The sequence below is a fragment of the Aureimonas phyllosphaerae genome, assembly GCF_047943035.1.
Classification (GTDB): Bacteria; Pseudomonadota; Alphaproteobacteria; order Rhizobiales; family Rhizobiaceae; genus Aureimonas; species Aureimonas phyllosphaerae.
Genome location: NZ_CP181348.1, coordinates 1,547,407 through 1,562,488 on the forward strand (window position 1 = coordinate 1,547,407; position 15,082 = coordinate 1,562,488).

17 protein-coding genes are annotated in these 15,082 nt (G+C 66.8%); 2 read left to right on the top strand and 15 right to left on the bottom strand.

Annotated elements, in window-relative coordinates; all coding sequences use genetic code 11:
- Positions 1-51 precede the first annotated feature (51 nt).
- The 7 genes from ACLNGM_RS07200 to ACLNGM_RS07230 all read right to left on the bottom strand — a co-directional run bounded on the left by ACLNGM_RS07200 (position 52) and on the right by ACLNGM_RS07230 (position 4,702).
- Entirely contained in the window at positions 52-522 is a 471-nt protein-coding gene (locus ACLNGM_RS07200) for a hypothetical protein (protein WP_019996283.1), read from the bottom strand.
- Positions 523-629: 107 nt separating this feature from the next.
- On the bottom strand, positions 630-938 hold the full coding sequence (locus tag ACLNGM_RS07205; RefSeq protein WP_019996284.1) for a hypothetical protein: 309 nt from the start codon (positions 936-938) through the stop codon (positions 630-632).
- A gap of 105 nt (positions 939-1,043) precedes the next feature.
- Positions 1,044-1,622, bottom strand: a complete 579-nt coding sequence (locus tag ACLNGM_RS07210; protein ID WP_019996285.1) for a hypothetical protein — start codon at positions 1,620-1,622, stop codon at positions 1,044-1,046.
- A gap of 47 nt (positions 1,623-1,669) precedes the next feature.
- On the bottom strand, positions 1,670-2,146 hold the full coding sequence (locus ACLNGM_RS07215; protein WP_416357770.1) for a hypothetical protein: 477 nt from the start codon (positions 2,144-2,146) through the stop codon (positions 1,670-1,672).
- Positions 2,147-2,325: 179 nt separating this feature from the next.
- Entirely contained in the window at positions 2,326-2,757 is a 432-nt protein-coding gene (locus ACLNGM_RS07220) for a hypothetical protein (protein WP_019996287.1), read from the bottom strand.
- Between the two features lie 89 nt (positions 2,758-2,846).
- Positions 2,847-3,092, bottom strand: coding sequence for a hypothetical protein (locus tag ACLNGM_RS07225; RefSeq protein ID WP_188911597.1), 246 nt, complete (start codon positions 3,090-3,092; stop codon positions 2,847-2,849).
- A 554-nt stretch (positions 3,093-3,646) separates the two neighbouring features.
- The gene (locus ACLNGM_RS07230) at positions 3,647-4,702 is read right to left on the bottom strand and encodes a hypothetical protein (protein WP_019996289.1); all 1,056 of its coding nucleotides are present in this window, start codon (positions 4,700-4,702) and stop codon (positions 3,647-3,649) included.
- A gap of 21 nt (positions 4,703-4,723) precedes the next feature.
- On the opposite strand from ACLNGM_RS07230, the gene ACLNGM_RS07235 reads away from it, so the two are divergent.
- Positions 4,724-4,999: a hypothetical protein gene (locus ACLNGM_RS07235; RefSeq protein WP_019996290.1), complete on the top strand. Its 276-nt coding sequence runs from the start codon at positions 4,724-4,726 to the stop codon at positions 4,997-4,999.
- Positions 5,000-5,351: 352 nt separating this feature from the next.
- Positions 5,352-5,807 (top strand): hypothetical protein, encoded by a 456-nt coding sequence (locus ACLNGM_RS07240; protein WP_019996291.1) that lies wholly within the window; start codon positions 5,352-5,354, stop codon positions 5,805-5,807.
- Between the two features lie 167 nt (positions 5,808-5,974).
- Here the strand turns inward: ACLNGM_RS07240 and ACLNGM_RS07245 are convergent, their stop codons facing one another.
- The 8 genes from ACLNGM_RS07245 to ACLNGM_RS07280 form a co-directional block, all read right to left on the bottom strand.
- Positions 5,975-6,955, bottom strand: coding sequence for an HD-GYP domain-containing protein (locus tag ACLNGM_RS07245; protein ID WP_019994466.1), 981 nt, complete (start codon positions 6,953-6,955; stop codon positions 5,975-5,977).
- Between the two features lie 54 nt (positions 6,956-7,009).
- Positions 7,010-10,171, bottom strand: a complete 3,162-nt coding sequence (locus ACLNGM_RS07250; RefSeq protein WP_416357771.1) for a PAS domain S-box protein — start codon at positions 10,169-10,171, stop codon at positions 7,010-7,012.
- 311 nt (positions 10,172-10,482) lie between these two features.
- Positions 10,483-11,730, bottom strand: a complete 1,248-nt coding sequence (gene arsK / locus ACLNGM_RS07255) for an arsenite efflux MFS transporter ArsK (RefSeq protein WP_244498137.1) — start codon at positions 11,728-11,730, stop codon at positions 10,483-10,485.
- Positions 11,727-13,037: an arsenic transporter gene (locus ACLNGM_RS07260; protein ID WP_416357772.1), complete on the bottom strand. Its 1,311-nt coding sequence runs from the start codon at positions 13,035-13,037 to the stop codon at positions 11,727-11,729. Before ACLNGM_RS07260 ends, arsK begins: the two co-directional genes overlap by 4 nt.
- Positions 13,038-13,059: 22 nt before the next feature.
- Positions 13,060-13,785 carry an arsenical resistance protein ArsH gene (gene arsH / locus ACLNGM_RS07265; protein ID WP_416357773.1) on the bottom strand — a complete coding sequence of 242 codons (726 nt, stop codon included), beginning with the start codon at positions 13,783-13,785 and terminating at the stop codon, positions 13,060-13,062.
- A complete protein-coding gene (locus tag ACLNGM_RS07270) occupies positions 13,782-14,225 on the bottom strand; it encodes a GNAT family N-acetyltransferase (protein ID WP_416357774.1) in 444 nt (147 codons plus the stop codon). Before ACLNGM_RS07270 ends, arsH begins: the two co-directional genes overlap by 4 nt.
- Positions 14,222-14,629: an arsenate reductase (glutaredoxin) gene (gene arsC / locus ACLNGM_RS07275; protein ID WP_294641653.1), complete on the bottom strand. Its 408-nt coding sequence runs from the start codon at positions 14,627-14,629 to the stop codon at positions 14,222-14,224. The genes ACLNGM_RS07270 and arsC overlap by 4 nt, the downstream gene beginning before the upstream one ends.
- Entirely contained in the window at positions 14,626-14,979 is a 354-nt protein-coding gene (locus ACLNGM_RS07280) for an ArsR/SmtB family transcription factor (RefSeq protein WP_294641654.1), read from the bottom strand. Before ACLNGM_RS07280 ends, arsC begins: the two co-directional genes overlap by 4 nt.
- Positions 14,980-15,082 lie beyond the last annotated feature (103 nt).

A 15,082-nucleotide genomic window follows, 5' to 3' on the forward strand; every position in this document is an offset into this window, starting at 1 on the left:
TGACCGGCGGCTTGGTGGAAGGCGGCGGGCTGTGGCCCGCCGGGGTCGTCGTCAGGCGGCGGCTTCGGCAGCGGATCGCTGGCGGTAGGTCCCGACCTCAATGCCGAAGCGCGCTACGAGGTCATGGTCATGAGCCTCGTAGGTGCCCTCGGGCATCCGCACGGCCACGAAATCACCCTCCTGGCGCTGGCGGTCGGGCACCCGTTCGACGGTGACTGGCTCCCCTCCGATCTCCGAGAGCTGGCGCGCGGCATCGGCGATCGCGTCCTCGTCGTCGAATTGGTCCGACTGGACGTGCACCGTGCCGCCGAGCGTCAGGAGCAGGACAGGAGCGAACTCGCTGTGCAGTTCCGCGACATGCGCCGCGTCGATCTCCTCGTCGGTGATCTCGGCGGAGACGCGGTAGAATTCGCGGATGGTGGGCGCGTCGTTGCGGGCGTTGATGGCCCCGGACGCGATGCCGTCCCGGATGGCCTGCCTTAGGTCGTGGACCTGGGTGATGGTGGTCTGCTGCTCGTCCATGCTGCCTCTTGTCGGGGTGCGAGTGGTGCCGTCTTGGCCGTCCCTCTCCGGGCCGTCGCAATGCGCGGCGGCCGGGAGAAGGGCGGGCATGGTGCCCGCCCGGATCGTCAGGCGCCCTCGACCGCGAAGAACCGCTCCACCGTCTCGGCGTCGGCATGCTGCTCCGCGAACTCACGGGCCCCCTCGACGGTGATGGGGATCAGGCCTTCGCCGCCCTGTAGGCCGCCACTCACCCGCTCGGCCCATCGGGACCGCGCGCCACCTTCCCCAGCGAGGAAGAAGCGGCCTCCGGACGTGCGGTAGAGCGTGGTGTCCTCGTACTCGAAGTCGCGGGGGTAGCCGCGTTCGTAGCGGCAGACTGCCTCGGCCTTGGTCGTGTCGTAGCGCAGTCCGCCGACGACCTTCTTGATGCCCATAGTGTGCCTCCTTGTGGCTGGTTCGAGGGTTCTGGCCGTCCCTCTCCGAGCCGTCGCGCTGCGCGGCAGCCGGGAGAGGGGCGGGCTGGGTGCCCGCCCAGATCGTCAGGCGTTCTCGATCTCGGCAGCGTTCTCCCGGACCTCCCGCAGGAAGGCGCGGACGTTGCCCACAAGCATGACCTCCTGCGCGATGGCATTGGCCCTGAGCGTGGCCTCGATCCGGGCGAGGTCATCATCGGTCGTGTCCGGCGCGATGCCGAGGTCGCTCACCGTATCTCCGACGTAGTAGTGGAAGTGCTCGATGCTGGCGGCGCCGTCCTCGCCGAACCCACGCCTTCCCGCTTCGGTCCTGATGTTCTCCAGGAGTTCCAAGGCCTCCTTGGTGAAGGCGCCGTCCTCCGCACCGTCGAGGATCGTCCCAAGATCGGGCACGAGGCGGCGGAGGAGCGCAACCAAGGCATCGCGGCGAATGCCGCCGTAGAGCGGAATAAGCGCCTTCGCGAACCCGCCCTGTGCAGGGCTGTAGGGGTCCGTGATGTCCGGCAGGAGTTCGAGCCCCCCGGAAGGGAAGAGGCCGATAGCCGCGGTGCGCGGCTCATCGGAATTCGAGGTGTGAAGCGGCGCGCCCCAGGCTGGGCCGCTCCGTTCGAGGTGCTCGACCGTGATCTCGATGATCGACTGCATGTCAGCGATCTCCGTGGTTTGACGCGAACGCCGCCAGCGCCTCAGCCTTAGTTTCGCCGAACGGCATGTCGTCGGCCGGCCTCTTGGGGATCGGCGAAAGGCAGGTTCTCGAGTAGCGCCTGCGAGCTGCGCTCGAATTCGTCGGCGCATTCAATGATCGTCCAGGCGAGGGACTGCTCGAGGTCGGAAGCCCCGAGAACGAACAGAAAGCTGGTCCTTCTGGCGTCGGGCATCATGACGGAGGTGAGCCAGGGCAGCCCCCTGGGGGCTTCAGTCGGAACGGAGCCGAGCGCCGGCTCGGCCAAGGCCTGGGTGACCAGCCACATCCCGGGGGCGGCCTCCTCGCTCCAGGCGACACAGCAGGAGGAAATCCAAACATCCTCCCTCCAGATCTCGAAGGCCGCGCCTCCGGGCTCGCAGCAAGGGACCATGCGGACGTCCCATCCGAGGACCGGTCCGCCTCCGTCAAGGACGACCGGCTTCAGCTTCTCGACGACGTGATCCTCCACGTCGGTCCGCTCCATCCGCAGCGTCTCTCCGGTCACGAGCGTCAGGAACTCGAGCGAAATCGTTCGGGGCGACGTAGTGTCGCCCGCGTTATGAATGGCCATTGATGTGTCCTGTGTTGGAAGGCTTTGCCCTTCTCCCGACGGTCGCGCTGCGCGGCGGTCGGAAGAAGGGCGGGCACAATGCCCGCCCGTGGTCAGGCTGCCCGGCGTCGGGACGCGACCCACCGCCAGAGGTCCGACGCAACGCGCTCAGGCTCAGTCAGGTACTGCTCGTAGTTGAGCGACTTCAGCAGTCTTTTCGACTCGCACTGAACGGCATCTTCGAACGATCCGTCGACGTGTCGAAAGTAAGCGCCCACGTTACCGTTGTCGGCCCAGAGGTAGGTCGTCCAGCCCAACGGCACGCCCGGCACGTTCTCGAGCTGCACCCCGGTCCGGGCGTGCTCGAAACCTTCCAGCCACAGCATCGGCTGCTCTGCAAGGACGACGACGCGCTGGTGGTCGTCGAGCAGGTCCCAGGCGTCCTCTTTGGATTCCAAGCCGTACTCGGACAGCGCGTCGTAGGCGCCCGTAGCCAGGAGCACGCACACGGTCCTCGCGTCGGGTTTCGTGAAGTCTGCTTCCATCAATGCCTCCTATGATGGTTGTCGAAGGGACGGTAGCTGCCCCTCATCCGACCGCTCCCATGAGTGGAGGAGTCGGAGGAGCGGCAGCCTCAAGCCGCGCCGCAGCGTCCGTCCATCGCTGCCAGGGCCTGCGCGAGGACCGCCCCAACCTCGACGCCCAGACGATCAGCTTCAGCGGTGAGACGATCTGCGGGCTCGGCCGGAAGCCGGAGAAGTCGGGTGGTGGAATGCCGACGGCGGTAGCGGCGGGAGCGCTCCGCATCCGTCATCGCCCGCTCCCCGATCGGCATGGCCCCGCAGCGGCGGGCAGGGGGAAGGTTGTCGGTCTCGTTCATCGTTTGTCGCTCCGTCATGTGTCTCTCCACAAAACGTGGCGTGGATCGAAACGGGCGTCAACCGGGTAAGCGATCGAAAATGAAGAAGATCGAGCATGAAACTTCCCGCAGACAAACACCCCTAGTGTCTGCGGGAAGTTTCCTCGATCCGTAACGAACTTATCCGTTGGCGCGGAATTGTTGACAGTACGCCCAGTGCGTCGAACTGAACTTGAATCCTTGCCGTAGTCGAAGCGACGCAATCCAGAACAACTAGATTTTAACCTAGGACTTGCGGTGGATCGGCGTAACGGACAGATAATGTACGTATCGAAGGATTCGATAGCGTTGCACTGGTGCCGACGGCGGCGCTGAGCGCGAGTGGACGTGGTTGCGCCTCGTCGCCTTGCCCTTCCACCACTCTCCGAGTGGGACGCCAGTCGATGGCCCAGCGCAGACGACACAACGGCGAGGCAGCCCAGGCGGTTGAGAGGGAAATGCTTTCGACGGGAAGAGTGTGATCCGGTACCGAGAACCATCCCTGCTTTTTTACTATAGACCATACTCCCCACCCCTCAGGCCGCAGGCTCACCGGAAGGCCAGTTCGCCCGGACGGTCTTGCGGTCCTTGCCGACGCAGCGCGCGATACCTGAGACGGTGACCGGCTCCCCAGCGGCGCGGGCCGCGTCGATCGCCTCGCGGATCGCGTCGGCCGAACGGCTGCGGCGCGTAGCATGGGTGTGGCGGGCACCCACCGCCTGTCGTGCGGACGTGCCGTTGAGCTGCGCCACCGCCTCGGCGCAAGCGCCGACGTCGCGAGCTGCCCGGAGCGAGCATTTCGAGGGGTCCCAGTGGTCGGCTGCGTAGGTCGTCACCCGGTAGAGAATCGCCTGAGCCTGCTTCGGATTCCCGGCGCTGGCACTCGCCCCTCCGACGAACTCGCGGAACAGCCGCTCGGCGATGGCATCGCGGTCCTTCATCAGGATTGCGCGCACGTAGTCGGCATCGCCGGCACGGTGCCACGTTCTCAACGCCTCGAAGGCGAGCGCCTGAATATCCGTGAAAAGCGCGTTGGACGCCTTCTTCGTCATGCCGGAGAGGCCGGCCGCAGCCTCCTTGGCGAGGTCGCGTCGACGTCGGGACGTGTCCACCCATTCCGCCCACTCTCCGAGGGTCGGGAACACGGTCTCGTTCCAAACCCGGATGTCCCAGAACGGGCTCAAGGGGTTCTTGATCTTGGTCGGGTTCGACAGGCCGCCGGGGTCGGCGCCGAGCGGGAGGAAGGCGCGCGTGATCCCGGCGAGCACGCCGCGCCATAGGTCCATGATGTCCCGGCGGCAACGCGGATCGTCCGAGAACCAGACGCCGGCTCCGTAGGGCAGAAAGAACAGGACGTGCGGGCGCCTTACGCGACCCTTATCGTCCTCGCGGCCGACGACGACGGACGGCAAGCACGGCAGCGCCAGTTCCTCGACCGCGAGGTAGAGGTCGCCCCACGATTCGAAGATGCGGTCGAGGTCGATCCGCAGGACCGCGCGGACGGTGCCGTTGACGTGAACGTATGGCTCGTCCAGCCCGAGGAGCTTGGAGTCGGTGGACCAGACCGCGCCCTTGTCGCGCCCAACCTGCATCCTGCTCGTCCGCGGGATCGCGTGAACGAGCCGGCGCAGGACGTGGTGCCGGGCGGATCGCAAGCCCTGTTCGATGAAGGCGTCGCGGTACTCGCCCGCGACCTCTCCGCCGAAGTGCTGGAAGCCGATCGCAAGCCGCCGATGGATCAGGTCGCGGCGGCTGGCAGCAGCGGCTACGAAGAGTTCCGCTCCGGGCTTCAGGGGGCCGCGAGACGGCTGCTTGCAGTCCGCTACGACGGCGCGGACCCAGGCTTCCTCTTCCCAGCGCGTCTCGAACTCGCGGACGGACGCGGGTAGCGAGGCGGACCCAAATTGTTGACACGCGATTTGGACAGAGTGGGGCGTCGGGGAGGCTGGGGTATGTCCCAGCCCGCAAGTCAAACGTGTGCCGCCAATAGATTGACGGCATCCAGCATGGACGCCATGATTCTCTCGCCTCTATGGACCCCCGCCGAGCGCCTGGCAGCGCGATGACGCGGGGGTATCCATTTCAGGCTGTCGCCGGTGCTCGCGGGCGTCAAGCGCGGATGTGGTGGCGGCCGTCACGCCGATCCCGCCCGCGACGGGGTCGCGACAATGCGAACGATCCGGGCAACTCGCGGTAGGGGGCACCGTGCGAAGGTGGCGGCTCCACCAGACAGGAGCCTCCATGCGCCACGCCGCCCGCGTATCCCTCTTCGCTATTCTCGCGCTGTCGTCCACCGCCGCCGTCGCCGGCCCCGACCTCGATCGCGCTACGAAGGTAGGGGCTGCGCGCGGCGTCGAGCGCTTCGGGGCTATCTATCGCGAGGGCGGGATCAGCGCGGCCGCGGATGCCGTCCGGACCTGCTACCGGTCGCCCAAGGCCAAGGGCGGGGCCGGAGGGCTGGCCGAGTGCGCGGCGCTCGACGTCGCGGCATCGGTCGCCGACCTTCAAGCCAGGATGAGCCTAGGTGTTCCCCCGTACCCCTTCTTCGCGGGCGCCGCGATGGAGAGCCGGGTCTCCGCGGGGCTCAAAGCCGCCAAGCTGCCGAAGTCGGCCCGCGCAAGCCTAGACCGTGCCATCCTGGCGGCGATGGAGGGGCCGGAGGCGGGGTCGGCGGACGACGGCTACATGGACGAGTGAACCGCCCCGACCGGGCGCCCGTGCGGAAGACGTAACGAATTTCTTCGTGACGAGCTTGGGTGGAAAGGCGACGGTCCGCTTCGTGTGACCTTGGCAAAGAAAGCGGACGCGTAGGACGCGGTTGTTGTTGTGGAATGGCACCCACTGAATGAGGGATCGCGTTTTAGTCAGGCAGCTCGGGGGCCGAGATCGGCGCCGGCTTTTCGTAAGTCCTGCTCGGCAACGCCGATGCTTTGGAAGAAGCGCAGAAGCAGCACCGGATCGAACTGGCCGTGCCAGCGCGACATGCGGGCCAGCGCCGTCTTGGTCGACCAAGGGTCCTTGTAAGGGCGTATCGAAGTCACGGCGTCGTAGACGTCGCAGATCGATAGAATGCGCAGCGGCAGCGAGATGGCAGCGCCCGCTAGGCCGGACGGATAGCCGCGACCGTCGATACGCTCATGGTGATGCAAGCACAGATCGCGCACTAAGTCGGGCAGGTCCCGCTCGTCCTGGAGGAGGTCGTAGCTCGCCTGCGGATGGGTTTGCATGAGCGCCATCTCTTCGCCCGTCAGCTTACCCGGCTTGCCCAGGAGCTCGGACGGGATCGTGATCTTGCCGATGTCGTGGAGAAGAGCCGCGATGCTGAGGTTCTGGATGGTCTGTGCGTCGAGGCTGAGGAACCGAGCAAAGTGCGTGACCAGCGCGCAGACCGCGACGGAGTGGCGGTAGCTATACTCGTCCTTCGACTTCAGCCGCGTCATGGTCAGAAGCGCGCGCGGGCGCTCGCGCACCGCCGTCTCGATGTCGGCGACGACCTCGTGCACAACGGCTGTGTCGAGCCCGTCGCCTGCCCCCACCGTCTCGAACAGCGTGCGCAGTTTGCGCGTGGTCCGGTGCAGCATGGCGGCCGCGCGGCGCAGCTCGCGCTCCTCCGACGTCGGGAGGCGGGATGTGGGGGCGGCCCGCTGTGCGGCGACGCGCCGGCTCCCGCCAAGTGCGAGCGCCGATGAGGCCTTCAAGGGACCGACCCCCTTCGACAGATCGATCACGAGGCTCGTGATGGCACTCTGTCGCAGACGAACAAGGTCCCTTGGCTGCGCCAGCTTGAAGCTGCGCGTCCAGAACGGACTATCGAGCCAGTTGCCGTCGACGCGGTGGACGAACATGCCCACCCGAGCCTGTTGTATCGTAATCCGCAGCAGCATGGGTCCGGCTGCGCCTCAAAGGGACTTCGCGAGGAGTCGGCGCATGGCGTCCGCAGGACGCGGCTCGGCTGACAGGAAGGCCACGAGTTTGGCGTTGCGATCAAGACGAAGCGTGAGGATGTCGCGGATCGCATCGTCATCGTCCGCTTGGCTGTCGCCGTTTCGGCCAAGACCCAGCGTGCGTTCCAGGCGCGCAATTTCCGCGACGCTCGCGTGCCCGATGCGTTCCAAGTCACTGCGCGTCTTGGCGTCAATCAGGACATGATCGACAGGCCAGCCATCGCGCCCGCTTGTCAGGTCCTCGCCGACGACCTGGCCCTCGACAACGACGCGCACCCCCATCTCGCGCAAAGTGGCGAGGTCCGCGCGGATGCGGTCTAGGTCGAGGCGCCCGAAGCCCTTGGCGATCTGTAGCTCGAGCCGTGAGGCCGGAAGGCCCGTCTCACGTAGGGCCAGAGCGACGGAGCCCGGAAGGTCGCCGCTCAGCATCTGCACCGAGGAGACGGGAACCGATACGGTGACGAGCGGCCAGGAGGCGGCTGCCTTGGTGGCCGCGCGCAACGCCCAGTCGCCGAGCGGCACCACGAGACCGCTCGACTCCGCCAGCAGCATGAAGGCGGGCGCCGTCATGCGTCCGCGCTCGGGATGGTTCCACTCGATCTGAGCCTCGACCGCTTCCAGCACACGGTCCTCGGCGGTGAAGCGGGGACGGAAGAAGAGCTCGAACTGCTCAGCCTTGATGCCGAACTGCATCTCATGGGCTAGGTGGCGGCTTGCCACCGTTTCCTCAGACGAGACGGCGTCCGAGAAGAACGTGTGGGTGCCGCGATGGCTGCCCTTGGAACGATAGAGCGCGACGTCGGCGTGGCGCAGCAGTTCCTCGGCGTCCACCGAGTCCACCGGCGCCTGTGCGATGCCAATCGACAGACCAACGGTCAGGCTCGTTTTCTCGTGACGGATCGGATCGCTGACCGCCGCGATGAGCCGACCAGCCAACTCGGCTGCGGCCTCACGCGACAGGTTCGGCGCCACCACGACGAACTCGTCACCTCCGACCCGGGCTGCCATCTGATCGACCGACAACGTGAGCTTGAGACGCGCCGCAATCTCGCGCAGCACGTGGTCGCCGACATGGTGTCCGAAAGTGTCGTTGATCGGCTTGAAGTGGTCGAGATCGAGATAAAGGACTGAGAGCGTTCCGTCCGGCTCGGCCAGAGCCTCGTCCATGAAGCGCGACAGGCCGAGGCGGTTCGGTAGCCCTGTCAGGCGGTCCTGCACCACCTCGCGCTGAGCCCGGGTCAGGTTTTCGGCGAGCTGCACATCGGCGGTGATGTCGGTCGCGATCTTCACGACCTTGAAGGGCTGACCGTTCAGGTCGAGGATCGGGTTGTAGCTCGCCTGGATCCAGACCTCGCGACCGTCCTTGGCGGTGCGGCGGAACTTCGACGACAAGAACTGACCCTGGCGAAGGTCCTCCCAGAATTGACGGTACTGGTCGCTCTCGGCCATGCTGGGATCGACGAACATGCGGTGGTGACGACCCACGACCTCGTTATGCGTGTAGCCCATGGCCTCGAGGAAGTTTGCATTGGCGTCCGTGATCGTGCCGTCCATCGTGAACGATACGACGCATTGCGACTTGGCGATCGCTGCGATCTGACCCTCGTGGTCCGACTGGCGCAACTTCTCGGCCGTCACGTCGCTCGCGGTCTTGACGATCTTGAAGACGCGCCCGTTCATGTCGAAGATCGGGTTGTAGCTCGCCTGGAGCCACACCTCGCGCCCGTCGCGGCAAAGACGCTTGAACTCGCCGCTTCTGTGGTTGCCGGCGGCCAAGTCCGTCCAGAAAGCGGCGTAGTCCGCACTCTCACGCTCGGCGGCTGAGACGAACATGCGGTGATGCCGGCCGCGCACTTCCGACAGACGGTAGCCGGTGAGCTGGAGGAAGTTGTCGTTGGCGTCGAGGATCGTGCCGTCGAGGGCGAAGGACACAACGGCCTGCGACTTATGGATCGCCGCGATCTGACCCTGGTGGTCGGCCTGGCGCAGCTTTTCGCGGGTGATGGCGGTGGCATATTTCACCACCTTGAACGGCACCCCGTCCTGGTCGAACACCGGGTTGTAGGTCGCTTGCAGCCAGAGTTCCGAACCGTCCTTGGCGCGACGCTTGAACTCGCCGCCGCGATGGTGCCCCTCGCACAGGTCGCTCCAGAAGACCTCGTAGTCGAGCGAATGGGCGTAGGAGGGATCGACGAACATGCGGTGATGGCGCCCCTCGATCTCCTCCATCCGGTAGCCGGTTGCGCGAAGGAAGTGGTCATTGGCGTCCGTGATCGTGCCGTCCATAGCGAAGCTGACCACGCATTGCGACTTGTGGATCGCGGCGATCTGCCCTTCGTGATCGGCCTGGCGCAGCTTCTCAGCCGTGACGTCGGTCGCGTACTTCACCACCTTGAAGGGGCGCCCGTTGACGTCGAGGATCGGGTTGTACGTGGCGCGCAGCCAAACCGGACGTCCGTCCTTGGCAAGGCGACGATACTCGCCCTCGCCGTGGTGACCGGCGGCCAGCCGCTTCCAGAACGCGGCGTATTCCTCGCTCGCGGCCTCGGCGGGGTCCACAAATAGGCGGTGATGGCGGCCTTGGATTTCCGTGAGATCGTAGCCGGTGGCTTGGAGAAACAGCGCGTTGGCATCCAAGATCGTGCCGTCCATGGCGAAGTGGATGACGGCCTGTGAGGTGTTGATGGCAGCGATCTGGCCGCCTTCGTCGGCCGAGCGCTGCCGCTTGGCGGTGATGTCGCGCAGGAACACGACGATCTCCTGGAGTGCGCCATTCCCATCGTGGATGGGCACGAAGCTGGCTTCGGCCCAGAAGGGCGTGCCGTCGCGGCGCACGCGGCGCACCTCGCCCGTGTAGGGCTCGCCACGCTCGATCGCACGCGTCACGGCGTCCTCGCCTCCACAGCCGTCCACGGCCCCATCCGTTGTCGCTTCAGGCAGGAGAATGGTGCGGCTGCGTCCCGCCAGGTCCCAGGCGCGATAATCGAAGAGTTCCAGAAACGGGGCATTGGTGCGCAGGATCGTCCCGTCTGGCGCGATTGCCACGCGTGCGACAAGCTTATCGAGCGCCTTCATGTCGGCGGGCATCAGGCGCGTCTCGGTGATCTCTTGCAGCACGGTCGTATCCTCGGTCTCATACAAGCGTGAGTCGCGTGAGCCGATCTTTGGCATAGGGGTTCATAACGATCGGTAGATCGCGTTCCAATGATTCCGACTGCTGGTAAAGGAACGGCAAATAAGCCTTGTCAGACTTTTGGTCTATGCGATCAGAGCGTATACCGCTGCTTGAGAATTGCAGCCTCGGAGGACGCACGACGAGACTCCGTCGTCTCGAATGGGACGATGGAGGATGGACCGCCTTAGCATCCCCGTTTCCGCAACGCCGATCGCCTTTGAAGGTGGAAAGGTGACTGTCCGCTCTGGAGCAGTTACGCGTTAGAGCTGACATCCGTCGACGCGTTCGAGGGTGCGCAGGCTGCTTCCTTGACGAGGAGTCTGACGGAGGCAAAGGCAACAACCGCCCCGCAGCCGAGGAGCGCCGTGACCAGCAGGCCGCCGCCGACGCCCATCCAGTCCGTCGCGAGAGCGAAGGCGAACGGCGCCGCTGACCCGACGATCAGCCGTATGGACGTGACCCGCCCCTGCAACGCGCCGTACCCCTCTGGCCCGAAGAGCGCGAGCGGCAGGGTGCCTCCGACGATGCTGTAGAGGCCGTTCCCGAGGCCGAACAGGGCGGCGAAGACGGCAGCCCCGACGGGCGATGGCGCAGTGGCCGCGAGGAGGACCAGCGAGGCAGGCAGAAGGGCTGCGGAGATCACCGCGAGCGCCAGCGGTGACAGGTCCCGCCCGAACACCATGAGGGTGAAGCGGCCCGCGACCTGCGCCGGCCCGAACACGGCGCTGACCATGACGCCCGCGAGGCCCAGCCCAAGCGCGGACAGGATCGGCAGCATGTGGACCAGAACGGACGAGACCACGAGGCTCTGGAAGGCGAAGGCGACCCCCATCAGGAGGAAGGCCCGGGACCGGAGATGCGGCGGCACGAGGCCCCATGCCGGGGCGACGGGGGCAACAGGTTCAATTCCGGCCACCAGGAGCTCCGAGGCCTTCGGCCGACGGGCCAGCCACAGGTGGATGGGGAGGCAGACCGCGAGGTTCATGGCCGCGAAGACGAGATAGACCTCCCGCCACGACATCGTCCCGTGAAGCCATGTCGTCAGGGGCCAGAACAGGGTCGAGGCGAACCCGGCGATCAGGGTGAGGGTAAGGATGCTCCGCTGCGCCGTCTCCGGGTGACGCTGGACCAGCAGCGGGAACGCCGCCCCGTATTGGACGAAGGTGGACGCGACCTCGATGGCGACGAGGGCGAGGACGAAGGCGGGGGCAGCGGGAGCAAGGGCAGCGGCGACCAGCGCAACGGCGGCCGCGACGGAGCCCGCGGCCATGACGCGACCGGCGCCGAAGTGGTCGAGCCAGCGCCCCGTCCAAGGGGCGACCAGCCCGCCCGCGAGCAGCGCGACCGAGAGAGCGCCGAACACCCATTCGGTCGGCCACCCGATGTCTTGCGCCATCGCGGGGGCGAGGATGCCGAAGCTGTAGTAGAGGGTCCCGTAGCCGACGATCTGGCTGACCCCGAGGGCGGCGATATCCGCCCAAGGGCCTCGCGGGCTGCTCACCGCGACGAGACGAGCGGCAGCCACACCCAGAGGGCGGCGAGCGTCGCCAAGAGCACGGGCGGGGTCAGGACAAGACCGACTTTCATATACTGGCCCCAGGTGATCCGCTGCCCCTTGCCCGCGAGGACGTGGAGCCACAGGAGGGTCGCGAGCGAGCCGATCGGCGTGAACTTCGGTCCGAGGTCGTTGCCGACGACGTTGGCGTAGACCATGAGCTCGCGGGTGAGGGGCGCCACGTCGGCCCGGTCGATGGCAAGCGCCCCGACGAGCGTGGCGGGCATGTTGTTCATGACGGAGGCGAGCACCGCCACTACGAACCCCGTGCCGACGGTGGCAACGAGCGTGCCCCGATCGGCGAGCCAGCGCAGGACGTTTGCGGCGATGTCAGTCAGGCCGGCGTTCCCGAGGCCGTAGACAACGAGGTACATGCCGATCGAGAACAGGACGATCTGCCACGGCGCCTCGCGCAGGACGTTCGGCAGGTCGACCACCGCACCGTGCCCACTGGTGAACCACCGTCCCGCGACCGCCATGAGGACGAGAGCGGCGGCACCTGTGACGAAGGCTATTGGCACGCCGAGCGGCCCCGTCACGAAGTAGGCGACGAGCAGGAGCCCAAGAAGCGGGAACGCGGTCCGGAACACGGCCGGGTCGCGGATTGCGCTGCGGGGGGCCTCAAGCTGGCGCACATCGTAGGTCGCCGGGATGTCCTTCCGGAAATAGGCCCACAGGACGAGGAGCGTCGCGGCCAGCGAGACGAGGTTCACTGGCACCATGACCGCGGCGTAGCGGCCGAAGGACACGTCGAAGAAGTTCGCGGTGACGATGTTCACGAGGTTCGACACCACGAGCGGCAGGCTGGTCGTGTCGGCGACGAACCCGCAGGCGACGACGAAGGCGAGCGCCCCCGCTGGCGGGACGTCGAGGCGCAGGAGGATGGCGAGCACGATCGGGGTGAGGAGCAGCGCGGCCCCGTCATTGGCGAAGATGGCGGCGATCGCCGCGCCCAGCACGACGACGAGTGGGAACAGCCGCCGTCCGTTGCCTCCGCCCCAGCGGGCGACGTGCAGAGCCGCCCAGGCGAAGAACCCGGCCTCGTCGAGGACAAGCGAGATGACGATCAGCGCGACGAAGGTGAATGTCGCGTCCCAAACGATCTCCCAGACCGTCCCGACATCACCCCAGCCGACGACGCCCGTCACCAGCGCGACGGCGGCGCCGGCGAGCGCCGACCATCCGATGCCAAGGCCCCGGGGCTGCCAGATGACGAGGACAAGCGTGGCGACGAAGATCGCGAGTGCGAGCATGGGCGGTCCGAGGACAAGAGGATCAGAGGGTGCGCTGGTTCACGCGCGCCGAGAGTTGCTCGGCGCTCTCGACGCGCTCGGAATAGCGGTTCGTCAGGTAGTCGGAGCGGCCGCGCACGAGATGGGTGAACTTCACCAACTCCTCGCAGACATCGACGACGCGGCTGAGATAAGCCGACGGCTTCATGCGCCCCGCCTCGTCGAACTCAAGGAACGCCTTCGGGACCGACGACTGGTTCGGGATCGTCACCATGCGCATCCAGCGGCCGAGAATGCGCATCTGGTTCACGGCGTTGAAGGACTGCGAGCCACCCGACACCTCCATGACGGCCAGCGTCTTGCCCTGCGTCGGGCGCTTGGCGCCGAGGGCGAGGGGTATCCAGTCGATCTGCGCCTTCATGATCCCAGTCATCGCGCCGTGGCGCTCCGGGCTGACCCAGACCATGCCTTCCGACCAGTCGGCGAGGTCGCGGAGTTCCTTGACCTTCGGGTGGTCGGGCTCCGCCCCGTCCGGCAGCGGCAGGCCGCGGGGATCGAAGGTGCGCACCTCGCAGCCGAACCACCGTAGGAGGCGACCGGCCTCCTCGGACAGGAGGCGGGAGTAGGACCGCTCGCGGATCGAGCCATAGAGGACAAGGATGCGCGGCGAGTGCGTCGGGACGCCGGGGCCGGCGAGCGCGTCCCCGTCGATCGGTCGAAGCTGGTCGAGATTGACGGAGGGCAGGTCGAGAGCGGCGGGTTCCGTCATCGTCCAGTCTCCTTTTGCCACAAAACGGCCGAGGCCGCACAGAGGCCCGTGGCCTGCCGTGTCGCCAGCACCGCGGCGGGTGCCTCCGTCCGTTCGATGCGGCGGAAGCCGAGCGCTGCGAGGAAGGTCCGCTCTCCGTTTGTGAAGGCGAACGCGTCGGCCGCGCCCCGCTGCCTGGCCCGTCCCATGAGATTGGCGGTAATGGATCGACCAATGCCGTGCCCGCGATGCTCGGGAGCGACGGCGATGGATCGCAGGAGGACGGCGGCCCCAAGGGGTTCGAAGCCGCCGATCCCGACGAACTCGCGGCCCTCGTTGGCGTAGCGCAGGAACACCCGGCCGGGCTCCGCCACGTCCTCGGTCGGTAGCCCCGCCGCAGACAGGAGGCCGACGAGACCGGCCGGATCGTCAACGGCGGTCGCGTCAAGCCTCGGCATCATGCCCGATAGCCTCCAACGGTTTCCCCGTCCTCCTTGGTGAAGGTGGCGACGGGGTTGTCGAGAAGCGGCAGCACCCTCTCCGACGGGCGGCAGAGCGCGGCGCCCCTGTCCGTCACGACGATCGGGCGGTTGATCAGGATCGGGTGCGCCATCATGGCGTCGAGGAGGGCGTCGTCGGCCAGCGTCTGGTCCCCAAGGCCGAGTTCGGCGTAGGGGGTGCCCTTCTCCCGAAGAATGTCCCGCGGCTTCAGGCCCATCATGTCTAGGAGTTCGGCCAGCACCTCGCGGCTCAGCGGGTCCTTTAGGTACTCGATCACCTGCGGGTCCTCGCCGGACCGGCGGATCATCTCCAGCGTGTTGCGGGACGTGCCGCAGGCGGGGTTGTGGTAGATCGTGACGGTCACGGACATGTCTCCGACGGGCAGGAGGGGGCGAGGAGATCGGCTCCGAGGTTCCCGCAGATCTCCGGGTTCCCCGAACAGCAGTCCTCCGTCAGGAAGGCGAGGAGCCGGCGCATGTCGTCGTAGCTCGCCGCGTAAAGGATGCGGCGGCCGTCGCGCCACGAGCGCAGGAGCTTGGCGCGCTCCAGCGTCGCGAGGTGGAAGCTCATCCGCGTCGGCGCGATGGACAACGCCTCGGCGATCTCACCGGACGGCATGCCGTTCGGGCCGGCACGGACGAGCATCCGGAAGGCCGCGAGGCGGTCGGCGTGAGCAAGGGCGGACAAGGCTGCAACGGCTGAATCGTCGTTCATCCCTACGATATTGCAAACATCATTGTAATGTTCAAGGATTCGTGGCGAACGAGCGTATGGGCCCATTGGCTACGCAGCTCTCGGAGCACACTCTTCAATTCGT